Source organism: Dongia sp. agr-C8, assembly GCF_054658695.1.
Window position 1 is genome coordinate 581000 of sequence record NZ_BAAGHZ010000002.1, and the last position, 13282, is coordinate 594281.

General features: G+C 67.0%; 6 protein-coding genes. 5 read left to right on the plus strand and 1 reads right to left on the minus strand.

Annotation, left to right across the window (positions count from 1 at the left end; translation table 11 throughout):
• Position 1: 1 nt before the first annotated feature.
• Entirely contained in the window at positions 2 to 6028 is a 6027-nt protein-coding gene (locus ACYQ4T_RS10260) for a lysozyme inhibitor LprI family protein (RefSeq protein WP_459855177.1), read from the minus strand.
• 272 nt (positions 6029 to 6300) lie between these two features.
• Here ACYQ4T_RS10260 and ACYQ4T_RS10265 point away from each other — a divergent pair, with 272 nt between their 5' ends.
• The 5 genes from ACYQ4T_RS10265 (at position 6301) to ACYQ4T_RS10285 (ending at position 13279) form a co-directional block, all read left to right on the plus strand.
• The gene (locus ACYQ4T_RS10265; protein WP_459853369.1) at positions 6301 to 9012 is read left to right on the plus strand and encodes a LuxR C-terminal-related transcriptional regulator; all 2712 of its coding nucleotides are present in this window, start codon (positions 6301 to 6303) and stop codon (positions 9010 to 9012) included.
• Positions 9013 to 9291: 279 nt separating this feature from the next.
• Positions 9292 to 10392, plus strand: coding sequence for a class II histone deacetylase (locus ACYQ4T_RS10270; RefSeq protein ID WP_459853371.1), 1101 nt, complete (start codon positions 9292 to 9294; stop codon positions 10390 to 10392).
• A 28-nt stretch (positions 10393 to 10420) separates the two neighbouring features.
• Positions 10421 to 11752 (plus strand): ABC transporter substrate-binding protein, encoded by a 1332-nt coding sequence (locus ACYQ4T_RS10275; protein WP_459853373.1) that lies wholly within the window; start codon positions 10421 to 10423, stop codon positions 11750 to 11752.
• A 31-nt stretch (positions 11753 to 11783) separates the two neighbouring features.
• Positions 11784 to 12569 (plus strand): ABC transporter ATP-binding protein, encoded by a 786-nt coding sequence (locus ACYQ4T_RS10280; protein WP_459853376.1) that lies wholly within the window; start codon positions 11784 to 11786, stop codon positions 12567 to 12569.
• Positions 12566 to 13279, plus strand: coding sequence for an ABC transporter ATP-binding protein (locus ACYQ4T_RS10285; protein ID WP_459853379.1), 714 nt, complete (start codon positions 12566 to 12568; stop codon positions 13277 to 13279). The genes ACYQ4T_RS10280 and ACYQ4T_RS10285 overlap by 4 nt, the downstream gene beginning before the upstream one ends.
• Positions 13280 to 13282: the final 3 nt, after the last annotated feature.

Genomic DNA, 13282 nt, shown 5'->3' on the forward strand with positions numbered 1-13282 from the left:
ACTACTCCTGTTCCTTGGGTTTGAGACCGGCAAGCTCGAGATAGACGCGCTTCACTTCATCGGGCGGGCTCCCGTCCGGCGCCGTGACGCCGACCAGGGCCGGCTGCACTTCGATCGCATTGCCCTCGGCCGGCGCATCGACCGCCAGCAGATAGGTGCCGGCTTTCAAGTGCAGCATCTGCACCACGCCGTTGCCGATGACCTTACCCTCGGCGTCGAGCACGCGGCAGCGCGCGACATCGACCGCGCCGCGCACACCGACGCCGATGTCGCGTTCGTCCTTGACCGTGAAGGAATAGAGCCGGGACTCACCCGGTGCGAGGCGCACCTTCGGCCCCAAGCCCTCGCCGATCGGCGCGATGTCCATGAGCGACGCCTCGGCCAGACCGGAGAGCGGCCCCTCACCCGCCGCGCGCAGCACCACCGGCGTGGTGCCTTCCGGCAGCAGCAGGTTCAAGTCCGCGCCGTCGGGAAAGACGCGCAGGCGCTGCGCCGGTTCGAGCTCCGCAATCACCGGCGTGGTGGTCTTCAGGCGCAGGAACTTCGGCTCGGCCATCGTGAAGACGAGCTGCTGGGCCGCGCCGGCCAGCGGCACGGTCGAGGTGTTCTTGACCTGGATCCCCTGGGCGGCGGTGCCGAGCGAGGTCAGCGGATCGCCGCCTTCGATCCAGGCGACCACCAGGCCGGGCCCGTGGGCGATATCGACAATGGCATCCGAGAACTCGACGACATTGGTCGGCAGCACCTCGAGCTCCTTCCCGCGCAAGACCCGGCCCTCGTTCAGCAACGCGGCCTCGCGCACCGCGCCATCCACCATCAGCCGCAGTTTGGCGCCCGACTTCTTCTCGCCCTCCGAGAGGTGGACTTCCAGGCGCACCACGCCTTCCGCCGGAAAATACTGCTTGAAGATGCGGCCGCCGCCCGGCTCCGTCATCGCATCGTCGGGCCCGATCGGGGTGATAGAGATGCCGACCTGCGCATCCCCATCTAGGACGGAGAGGATCGTGATCTCCGCGGTGCTGCTGTCCAGAGTCACCGCGCGCGCCGCGTCGCCGGACCAGAGCGCGCGAGGCTTCGTTCCTCTGTCGAGGACCACCGCGGTCTGCGGCGGCAGCGCGAACGAGAGTCGCTTCAGCCCCGCCGGCAAGGCGTACATCACCGGCTGGCGCCGCTTCACGCTTCGATCCGCGATCCCCCAGGCGAGCTGCTCGCGCACCGGCTTCTTGAAATCGAAGCGCCGGATGCTGACCGGCAGCTCGGCGGTCCGATCGCCCGCATTACCGACATACAGGCCGGATTGCGCGCGGTCCTGTTGAAGCGCAATGGCGACCGCGGAATCGCGCGCGAAATCACCCACCAGATCCAAACTCGCGATCATGGGCTGGCCGAGGCGGGACTCGGCGAGCCAGAGATGGGGTACTTCGGCTGTTACCGTGGGATCTTGAATATCGGGGATGTCGCCACCCGCGGGCGGCACGACGATGGTCTGGGCCGTCTCGCTCAAGCGCAGTGGTCGGGCAATGATCGATGTCGCATCGTCGAGGCGCGCAGCAAACCAAAGCCTCCTGCCGCTGAAAATGATGCCATTGGGATCGGCTTTGACAGCGTCTCCCGGATCACGCGAGGACGCGATATCTACGCCGGGGCCGGCGAGGCGATAGGTGCCGGGCTCGAGTTCCTCGACCCGGACGACGCCAAGCGCCGGCTCGATCCCTTCAACCTGCCGCAGCGCGACGCCCTTGCCGGTCAGATGTTGGACGGTCTCCTCAGGCGGCGTCGCGATGCGAGCCTGCAGGCGGATCGGATCGGTGCTGCGATCGGCCGACCAGGCGCGTAGGCGATAGCCGCCCTTGGGCGAGCCCAGCGGCAGGGCGATCCAAGGCGAACGCGCGACGCTTTCGGAGAGCGTATGCCAGACGCCGTCTTCCAGCTGCTCCAGCGCAAGGCCAACCGCCGGCCCTCCCGCATCGGCGGCAACGACCAGCATGTCGTAGGGCTTGATCTTCAAGGACGCATCGCCGGTCAAAGGAACCAGGTGCACCTTCGGCCCGGAGAGCTCCATGTCCTGGCCGATGACGAGCGCCGGCGCGGTCTCGGCCTCGGGCTGATAGATCGAGATCCTGGTCTGGCCGGGGCCGGCTTCGGGTTCAGGTTCGACCTCTCCTTCGCCTTCCTCCGCATACTCGCCTTCTTCCGAGGACGCGCCGTCTTCGGAAGACGCATCCTCCTCGGAATACTCGGCATCGCCCGAGGTCATCTGGTCGTTCTCGCCGTCCTCGATCGTGTCGGTGATGGAGGGCTGTGCCCCCTCCGCAGCGATATCGACGCGGTCGGCCGGCCCGTCACCGGCTTTGGGGCCGAGGGCGATCACCGCAATCTGGGTGGAATGGACGCCGGCCCGCATCAAGTAGCTGCGGACCGCCAGGGCCCGGGCGAGCGACTTGCGTCGCGCCAAGCCCTCACCCTCCTCGGTGGCGGCTGCATAGCCCTCGACCCGGATGCTCTTTTCCTCGTTCGCCAGCATCTCCTGCGCGAGCGTGTCGAGCCGGTACATGCCGTCCGGCGGAACCTCGTCGGACTCGTCGGGGTAAAGCAGGCGTATCGCTGCCACCCAAGTGAACGGGTCGACAGCGGGCGATGTCTCCTTCTGCTCCGCCGTCGCCGAGCCCACCGCTTCCAGATGCAGGCGGTAATAGCCGGGCTGCAGGCGGCCGGCGATGGCGAAGTTCCAGTCGTTCGGGCGGTCGTCGTTGGTGGCGACCAGCTTGTTGTCGGCATCGTAGAGCCAGGCCCGGACGTCCACGCTGCCGAAGGAACCGATCTCCACCACCGAATCGCTGCCGATCGAAATCGGATAGTCCGCCGGCAGATTGGTGATCCGGTCCTGGCCGGCGACCAGCTCGGTCACATGGACCTCGACCCGGTAGTCGAAGCGGTTGTTCGGCTCGTAGGAAGTCGTGCGCAAGGTGTAGGTGTCGGCCGGCAGCTCGCCCTTCCAGTTGTCGCCGCCGATCACCTCGTTATGCACCGTCCCGTCCGAGCCGACGACATCGGCGCGCATGCCCTGGTTGAGCGTGATCTCGACATGCGCGGCCGCCGGCAGCTTGAAGCGCCACTGGTCGGGCACGCGTTCGGCGCCCTCCTCTTCCGGCTCGCGCCATTGGAAGTCCTGAGGACGGTTCAGCACGAGATCGTGCGGCCCGTGGCCTTCGATGGTTTGCGGCTCTTCGATCCGCAGCAGCAAGGTTACGATCTTCGCTTCGACCGGCTGCGGCAGGATCACCACGCGGTACTCGCCGGGCTTGAAGTCCATGGTGAGGTCGGCCGGCGCGTTGGGGGTGATGATCGGCCAGCCGTCCTGATCCTCGAGCCGCATGGTGAAGGTACGCCCAAGGCCGAGCGACTGCAGCTTGTACTGTCCCGCTTCCTCGATCTTGAAGGTATAGACCAGGCCGTCACCGGCCAGGATGGTGTCGCGGGCGGGCACGTCCAGTGACAGCGCGCCGCCGTCCTTCATCACGGTCGGCGCCGCCGTGACGCCCATGCGGCCGTGCGTTTCGCCCTGCGCCGCGACCGAGACCTGGTAGCTGCCCTGGCCGAGATATTGCTGCAGCAGGAAGTTGCGCCCGGTGCCGTTGCTGGCCTGGCGGTCGAGTGAGAGCACCGTGCGGGTGCGCATGTTGCCTTCCGTCTGCAGCAGGCCGCTCGATTCCACGCGGTACAGGCCCGCTTCGGCGATATCGAGCGCGAAGGTGCGCTGCTCGCCCTTGGCGATGTCGAAATAGGTCGTCTGGCGCGGCTCCAGCAGCGGGAATTCCGGGACCGCCGCCAGGATCTCCGGCGCCAGCTTCGGCAACGGCGTGTCCGGCGCGAGGGATTCCGGCGTGAACTGCAGCGAGGCCATCATCGCCTTGTCGTTCGGATTCTCGATGGTCAGTTCGTGCTTGGCGCCGTCACCGCGCCATTCCGTCACTTCGTCGTCGCCGTCGATGCTGAACGTGAGCGGCTTCGCGTCTTCCGCGACCGCGCGCAACACGCCACCGGAAGGCACAGTCACCGGAATCTCGACTTCCTTCCCGGCTTTCAGCGTCAGCGGCAGTCCATGCGCGAGATCGATCGGCAGCTTGCGCAGCACCACGCCGGTTTGAACGCCGGCCTGGTTGTTGAGATAGAGCGAGTAGTTGGTGCCGCTTTCGAGCCGCTGCTCCGGGAACAGCACGGCGGTCTCCTTCGGGTGCTTGCCGCCGCTGCCGGCGACGCCCTGGGCGGAGATGCGCAGCTCGGCGATGCCCTTGGCATCATTCTTCGGCATGCCGACCAGGACGTAATAGCCGCGATCGAGCTTCCAGGGCGTGCCGGCCGGCTGGAATTCCGGAACTTTGTAGTCCTCCGGCAGTTGCCGGATCATCGGCTCGAAGCGATAGTCGCCCTTCGCGGTGCCGCTTTCGGTGATGATGTAGGTCTCGGGGCTGGTCACCTGGACATAGAGCGTGAACGGCTCGATGAAATTGAAGCGCCCCAGGTTGAAGGGCTGCAGCCGGTTCAGCTTCGGCACGTTGTCGGCGATGATCCTCTCCGGGACATCCGACTTGTATGAGGTGAGGAGAGCCGTCGCATCGACATTGTCCTCGCCGTAGCCGGAATGCAGCGTGGCGATCCAGTAGTCGCCGTCGCCGTTGAAGGAGTAGCGGTCGACCGCCTTGAACTGCTGCAGCACATAAGGCTTGCCGGCCTCGCGCCGGATCGTCACCAGCTTGAAGCCCTGGCTCTCGCTCGACCCGAAGACCTCGGCGATTGGCGGCACGCTCTTCTTGGTGATCTCCACGCCGGCTTCCGCCGCGAAGGGAGCCTGCTCGTCGTAGGCCTGCACGGAGATCGTCGCCGGCTCCGCCTCTGGCAACTCCATGCGGAAATAGCTGGCGCCGGCCGGCACCAGGAAGCGGTCGATGCCGAAGGGACTCGCGGTGAAGGCCTGCCGCCCCGCTTCGTCCAGGGTCGGAATGCCCATGCGGAGATGCAGCGGCTGCGCCGGCGAGGTCTTGGCCCAGGGCAATTCCGGCCCGCCATAGGCGGCGAGCAGATAAAGCCCAGGCTCCAGGGTGGTCACGATGCGACGGACGGCGAGCGGCTTGCCGGATACCGGCTCGATCTGGTCCGTGCTCGGCGTCGCATCGACCAGCCAGTTACCGTCGCGCCAGAGCCGCATATCGGTGAGGCTGCGCCCGGCCGCTTCGATCGCGACGAGGCGGCGCTGCTTGATCTCCAGCCAGTAGGAGCGCTGCTGGAAATCGGCGAGATCGGTGTCGATCCGCTTGACCTCGGGGAGACGCGGCAGATCCGACCCGTTGAGCTCAGCATAGGGATGCAGGGTGAGGGCGGCCTCACCGGAGCCTTCCTCGCTGGCGTGCAGCAGAATCTTGTAGAGGCCGCGGTCGAGGAAGGCGTCGATCCGCCCGTCGCTGGCGCCGGCGACGCCTCGGATCTCGCCCGGCCCCGCCTTGCGGTCGACCAGCTGCAGGGCGACGCCCTGGGCGCTCTTCACCGTGATCGCGTAACGGCCGAATTGCGCGACGGACAGGATCGACTGCTGCTCGCCGGTCGCCGGCAGGGTCTTGCGGTCCAGGCCAAGCTGCGTCGGCAGCGCGTTTGCCACCGGGACCACGGTCGGACTGGCCGCGTCTTCCAGTTTCGCCAGGGCCGACGTGCGCTCCTTATATTGGCCGATCAGGCAAGCCGCCGCCTTGTCTGCCTCGGCCGGCGGCGTCTTGCCGGTCGCGGGAATCTTGCAGGTCGCGAGGCGCGTCTTCAGCCATTGCCGCTGCCCGGCCAAGAGATCGGCTTTCGCCTTTTCGTCGAGCAGATCCTGCAGGCGACGATAGAGCGCCGCGAGACCGGCATCGGCCTCGGCGAGTTCGTCATTGCCGCAGATCAGGATCTCAACCGGCGCCGCCGCGGCGGCGCAATCGAAACTCGGCGTGGCGGCCAGAGCCGGTCCGCGCCATGGCGTCGCCAGCGCGATGAGCGCCACCAACGCACAAACCCCACCCCGCCACGCCATCTGAGCTGACGCCTTCCCGCGCTCGGACGGTCCCACGCGAACCGGCCGAAATGATCGTTTACACGCTAAAGGTGTCAGAATCATGGCGCATCGGCAAGCATGCCAAAGTCGCAAAACCTGCGTGTCGCGGGCTTGGTCGCGGCAGCGCGCCGGAAGGTTCGATTGCGGCCGCCAGAGCTATCGCGGCGGTTGCTGGCCGTGCCTCCTCCGCTTCTGCTAAGAAGGGTGCAAGGGGTGGTCACGTGCTCATAGAAACGAAACTGCGCCCGCCGGTTTTGCGCACCGGCCTGGTCGATCGGGAACGCCTGTTGAAGGCGCTCGACGGCGCGCTCTCGACCCGGCTGCTGGTGGTTTCCGCCCCGGCCGGCTTCGGCAAGAGCACCGTGCTCGGCCAATGGCTCGGCACCCTGCGCGAGCGGGGCACACCCTTCGGCTGGCTAGCGCTCGACCAGGGCGACGACGAGATCGGCCGCTTCCTCACCTATCTGGTGGCGGCCTTGCGCCGCGCCGATCCGGATCTCGCGCGCGGGGTGCCGGCCTTGCTGGAATCCAGCCCGATCCTGCCGGTGGATTCCGTGCTGACCACCATCGTCAACGATCTTACGCCGCGCACCCAGCCGCTGTTCCTGATCCTGGACGACTGCCATTTCCTCTCCGCGCCGGAGATCGGCCGCTTCCTGGAATCGCTGCTCGCCTATGCGCCAGCCTGTTTGCACCTGGTGGTGGCGACGCGCGGGCCGGTGCCGTTCCAGCTCGCCAACATCCGGGTCAAGGGCCAGCTGATCAAACTCGACGACACACATCTCCGCTTCTCGCTGGAGGAGACCGAGAGTTTCCTGAACCAGACCCAGGTCCTCGACCTGCCGATGGCGGATGTCGTGACCCTGCAGCACCGCACCGAGGGCTGGGCGGCGGGATTGCAGCTCGCCTCGCTGTCGCTGGAGCAGCGCCAGGAGCGGGCCGAGTTCATCCGGCATTTCTCCGGCAGCCACCGCGACGTCGCCGAGTTCCTGGCGCATGACGTGCTGGCGCGGCAGTCGCCGGCGATGCTCGACTTTTTGCTGGAGACCTCGATCCTCTCCCGGGTCTCGGCGCCGCTCGCCGATGCCGTGCTCGAACGCAGCGACGGCGCGGCGATGCTGCATGCGATCGAGGCGGCGAACCTGTTCCTGATCCCGCTCGACCGCGAGCGGACCTGGTTCCGCTATCACCATCTCTTCGCCGAGTTCCTGCAATCGATGCTGCGCCAGCGCGCACCGGAACGGCTGGTGGAATTGCATCGCCGCGCCGCGGCCTGGCTCTCGGAGCAGGGCCAGACCTCGGAAGCCGTCGCGCATGCGCTGGCGGCCGGCGACGCGGATCGCGCGGCGGCACTGGTCGAAGACTGCGCGATGCCGCTGATCATGCAGAGTCATCTCACCCTGGTCCGGCAGTGGCTGAACCTGCTGCCCGCCGATCTCATCGCGCGCCGGCCGAAGCTGCAACTGGCCCAGGTCTGGATCCAGTTCCACATGAGCCGGCCGCAGGAAGGCGCGCGCACGCTCAAGGCGGCGAAACAGTCGATCGCGGCGCTCGCGGCCGCGGGCAGCATCAGCGCCAAGGAGCGCGATGCGCTCAGGGCCGAGCTTTGCACGCTGACCGTCGGCGTGATCAGTGCCGCCGATCGCTCGCGCACCGCGGCGCGGCTGGCCGGGAGCTGGATGAAGTCCTTGCCGGAGGACAAACCCTTCTTCAAGGGCACGCTCAGCAACATCCATGCCTTCTGCTGTTACTCCCTGGGCGACATGGAAGGGGCGCGCACCGCCAGCACCAAGGCGCGCGATGCCCATGCCCAGGCGCAATCGGTGTTCGGCCTGGTCTATTGCGATCTGATCTTCGGGTTGATCGAGAAATCGACCGGCGAGCTCGGCGCGGCGCATCGGCATTTCGAGCATGCGGTGACCTTGGCGCGGGAATCGCTCGGCCCCGGCTCCTATGCCGAGGCCATGGTGGCAATCTTCCAGGTCGAGCTGCTCTATGAATGGAATGAACTCGCGGCCGCGGAGCGCCTGCTGCACACCCACCGCCAGATCATCGAGGAATGCGGCTTGGTCGTACATGAGATGGCCTGCAAGCTGCACATCGCGCGGCTCGCTGCCGCGCGCGGCCGGCATGACGAGGCGATCGCCGTGCTGGAACGCGCCGAGCGCCAGGGCCTGGAGAAACGCTATCAGCGCCTGACCGCGAGCGCGCTCAACGACCGGGTGCGGCTGCTGCTGGCGCGCGGCGATGCCCGCTCGGCGCGCCGGGCCTTGCGGGCGCGCGGCATCGGCGAGGATGCCGAGATCGGCAGCATCGCCACCGAGCTCGAAGCCATTGCGCTGGCCCGTGTGCTGATCGCCGAGGAGCGACCCGATGCCGCCATGCGGCTGCTCGACCGCGTCGCCGCGCGGGTGCGCCGCGACGGCCGGATGCGGCGGCTCGCCCAAGTGCGGGCCTTGGCGGCAATCGCTGCCTTCCGGGCCGGCGATGCCCTCTCCGCGCTGGCGGCCGCGGTCGATACCGTGTCGCTGACGGCGCCGCAAAACGCGATCCGCGGGTTGATCGACGAGGGCAGCGGCATGCATGACGTGCTCGCTTTCGCGCGCAGCCGCATGCCGACCTGGTCGGGCGACACCCAGACCGGCCGCACCATCGACAACGTGATGCAGGTGTTCGCCAAGAGCGAACGCGCCGCCGCCGCCGCGATCTCCCGCCGCAACCCGCGCTTCAGCCAGCGCGAGGCCGAGGTCGCGCGGCTGCTGACGGCGGGCCACAGCAACCGCGACCTCGCCAAGACCCTCGGCATGGCGCCCGATACCGTGAAGTGGCATCTGAAGAACATCTTCGGCAAATTGGGCGTCGCCAACCGCACCCAGGCGGTGCTGCGGCTGCAGGAGATCGGCTTCCGCGCCCACGCCACGCCGCCGCAATAGTCGGTGAGACCCGTCGCCCCCTCACCCCGACCCTCTCCCGCAGGGGGAGAGAAGGGGATTATCTCCGCGCTCCGCGCGTCAGTCATTGATACCGTCATGTGCCGCAATCAATAGAGTCCCCTCTCCCCTTGCGGGAGAGGGCTAGGGTGAGGGGTCGCTCGGTCCCACCGAGACAAACGCTTCACCTGATCGGGTGGGCCAATCTTTCACCCGGCTACCCGTCGGGGGCGGGACAGCTGCCGGCCCCTTCGTCATGCTCTTGAAAAAGGCGGGGATGGCATGGCGACGGGATTCGTCTGGCACGAACTCTATATGTGGCACAACACCTGGAACTGGGCGCAGGTCTTCGCGCCCGGACTCACGATCCAGCCGGGTGAACATGCCGAGAATCCGGAGACCAAGCGCCGCTTCCGCAACCTGGTCGAGGTCAGCGGGCTGATCGATCACCTCACGCCGATCAAGCCGCGCTATGCCACGGAAGACGAACTCGCGCGCTTCCACGACCGCGACTACATCTCGAAGATCAAGAAGCTCTCGGCCGAGAATGGCGGCGATGCCAGCAGCCTGACCCCGTTCGGCCGCGGCAGCTTCGAGATCGGCCAGCTTTCCGCCGGCGGCGCCATGGCCGCTTTCGACGCCGTGCTCGAAGGCAAGGTGAAGAATGCCTATGCCCTGATTCGCCCGCCGGGACATCACGCGATCCGCGAATACGGCATGGGCTTCTGCCTGTTCGCCAATGCCGTCATCGCCATCCTGCACGCCAAGGCGACGCACAAGCTCGGCCGCGTCGCCACGGTCGATTGGGACGTGCATCACGGCAACGGCACCCAGGCCGCCTTCTACGACCGCGGCGACGTGCTCACCATCTCGCTGCACCAGGACAATCTCTTCCCGGCGAATTCCGGCGGCTTGGCCGAGACCGGCGAGGGCGAGGGCAAAGGCTTCAACCTCAACATCCCGCTGCCGCCCGGGTCCGGCGATGGCGCCTATCTCGCGGCCTTCGAGCAGGTCGTGATTCCGGCGCTGCAGCGCTACCAGCCCGAGCTGATCGTGGTACCGTCGGGTTTCGACGGATCGGGAGTCGATCCCCTGGGCCGGATGATGATCACCTCGGAAGGCTATCGCGCGATGACGCGGATGCTGATGAAGGCGGCGGACACGCTCTGCGGCGGGCGCATGGTGATGACGCATGAGGGCGGCTATTCGCAGACCTACGTTCCCTATTGCGGCCTCGCCGTGCTGGAAGAGATGACCGGCATCAAGACCCATGTCGACGACCCCTGGGCGCCGCTGATGGCGAACTGGGGCGGCATGGGCCTGCAGCCGCATCAACAGGCGGTGATCTCGGAAGCCGCCAAGCTGGTTCAATCGATCGCCTGAATAAGAGACCTAACAGGGAGCCATGAACATGACCAAGAAGCCCAATCTGGCCAAGCCCAACGTCATCCCCAGCCGCCGCGTCTTCATCAAGGGCGCGGCGGCATTCGGCGCCGGCGGTGCCGTGCTCGCCGGCCTCAACGACGGCGCCCGCGCCGACGGCGACCCGATCCCGGTCGGCCAGGCCGCGCCGCTGACCGATTTCGCCGCGGCGGACGGCGTCGAGTTCAAGAACGGCCTGACCCTGGCCTGCGAGGAGATCAACGCGCTGGGCGGCATCCTCGGCCGGCCGCTGGAGCCCTATTTCGAAGACACCAAGCAGATGGGCGATGCGACCAACGTCCAGGCGGTGCAGCGCCTGATCGACCGTCACTCGGTGCACGCGATCCTCAACGGCTACAACATCGGCTCGGGCGCGGCGATCCAGGACGTGATCGCCGACAGCGGCATCATCTACATCCACTACGACACCACGATCGGCCACAACAACCTGATCAAATCGGACCCCGAGCGCTACTTCGGCTCGTTCCAGGGCGATCCGGCGGAATACTGGTACGGCCCGGGCTTCCTGAAATTCGTCAAGGACCTGGAGGCGAACGGCCAGTACAAACGCACCAACAACAAGATGGCGGTGATCCTCTCGGCCGGCGTCTATGCCGCCAACATCGCCAACGCGATCAAGGAGCAGGCGCAGAACTACGGCTGGGAGATCAGCCTGTTCGAGACCGTGAATGTGCCGATCTCGGAATGGGGCCCGACCCTGGCGAAGATCCGCCAGGATCCGCCCTCGGTCATCGCGGTCACGCATTTCCTGCCCGCCGATCTCGCGCAGTTCATGGTGCAGTTCGTGCCGAACCCGACCCAGAGCCTGATCTATATGCAATACGGCCCCTCGATCCCCGCCTTCCGCGAGATCGCCAAGGAAGCCTCCAACGGCGTGCTCTACGCGACCGTGGTCGGCGCGCTGCAGGACGAGATCGGCAGCGCCTTCGAGAAGCGCTACAAGGCGAAGTTCGGCGAGAATGCCGGGCACAATTCCGGCGCGCAGTCCTATGACGGCGCCATGGTCTGGGCGACCGCGGCGGCCTTGGCCGGCGGCAGCGGCGAGCCGGGCAATGACGCGCAGAACCGCAAGGTTGCCGCGCGCATGCGCTCGATGATCCACCGCGGCGTCACCGGCACCACGCGTTTCATCGAGAAGGAGCAGGCGGCCTATACCTATCCGACCCAGGTGAACGATTCCTCGCTTGGCATGCCGCACCAGTTCCTGCAGATTCAGGATCACACAAAGGGCGGCGGCCTGATCGCGCCGGCGCCCTACAACACCGCGGCGTTCAAGCTCCCGCCGTGGATCAAATCCTAGGCGATCAAGGCGTAAAGGCTCTCATCGGATCATGACCGCCGCCGCCCTGCTCTCTTGCGTCAACTTGAGCAAGTATTTCGGGGCACTGGCGGCGGTCCATGATCTCTCTTTCGATCTCCGGCCCGGCGAGATTCTCGGCATCGGCGGGCCGAACGGCGCCGGCAAGACCACGCTCTTCGAACTGATCTCCGGCCTCAATCCCGCGAGCGAAGGCCGGATCTTGTTCGAGGGGCGCGACATCACCCGGCTCGCCCCGGAGGCGATCTGCCACGCCGGCATCGCCCGCACCTTCCAGCTCAATGCCAGCTTCGACAAGCTGAGTGTCCGCGACAACGTCCGGGTCGCCGCCTATTTCGGCCGCGACAACCGGATCGTTCCGGGGCTGCGCATGGGCCGCGAGACCGAGAGCCATGTCGATGCCGCGCTCGATTCCGTCGGCTGGCGCGGCGACCAGCAGATGCTGGCCGGACAGTTGCCGGTGCTGGACCGGAAGCTCTTGATGCTGGCCGGCGCCTTGGCGACGCGGCCCAAGCTGCTGCTGATGGACGAGCCGGTCGGCGGACTCAACCCGCAGGAGATCGAGCATATGATGGCGACGGTGCGGCGCATCGCGGCATCGGGCGTCACCATCATCCTGATCGAGCATGTGATGCGCTTCCTGGTGCAACTCTCCGAGCGGGTGATGATCATGCATCACGGCGAGAAGATCTACGAAGGCCCGCCGCAAGGCCTGGTCCAGGACCGCACCGTGATCGACGTCTATCTCGGCGAAGGCGCCAGCCAGCGCTTGAGCGCGCTGATGGAGAGCGGCGCATGACCGCCCTGCTCTCGCTCTCCGGCATCAGTTGCGGCTACCGCGCCAACCAGGTTCTGCGCGGGATCTCGCTCGAGGTCGCCGAAGGCAGCCTCACCGCGATCATCGGTCCCAACGGCCATGGCAAGACCACCCTGCTGCGCACGATCTCCGGCCTGGTGCCGCTGCGCGAAGGCAGCATGCAGTTCGCCGGGCAGAATATCTCGCGCAAACGGCCGGACGAGATCGTGGCCGCGGGCATCGTCCACGTGCCGCAAGGCGACTTGCTGTTTCCCGAGATGACCGTGCTCGACAACCTGCAGATGGGTGCCTACCTGCCCGAGGCCGCGAAGCAGATGAGGCGGCGGCTCGACGAAGTCTTCGCCCTCCTTCCGAAGCTGAAGGAGCGCCGCGGCCAGGTCGCCAGCACCCTCTCCGGCGGCGAGCGGCGCATGGTCGGCATCGGCCGCGGGCTGATGGCCGGCGGCAGGCTGTTGATGCTCGACGAGCCGTCGCTGGGCCTGGCGCCGATCGTCATCGATCAGATCTACGACGTGGTCTGGCGACTGACCGAGACCGGCCGCACCATCCTGCTGGTCGAGGAGAACGCCGCGCGCGTCGCCGACAAGGCGGCGCAGGTCGCCCTGCTCGACAACGGCACGTTTGCCTGGACCGGCGCCGGCGCAGAGCTGATGGCGCGGCCGAAAATCCTCGAAACCTATCTGGGGGCCTGAGAT

Bases quoted from the DNA above. Each gene is read 5' to 3' on its own strand.
- ACYQ4T_RS10275 (WP_459853373.1), top strand. From the start codon at position 10,421: ATGACCAAGAAGCCCAATCTGGCCAAGCCCAACGTCATCCCCAGCCGC.
- ACYQ4T_RS10270 (WP_459853371.1), top strand. From the start codon at position 9,292: ATGGCGACGGGATTCGTCTGGCACGAACTCTATATGTGGCACAACACC.
- ACYQ4T_RS10280 (WP_459853376.1), top strand. From the start codon at position 11,784: ATGACCGCCGCCGCCCTGCTCTCTTGCGTCAACTTGAGCAAGTATTTC.
- ACYQ4T_RS10285 (WP_459853379.1), top strand. From the start codon at position 12,566: ATGACCGCCCTGCTCTCGCTCTCCGGCATCAGTTGCGGCTACCGCGCC.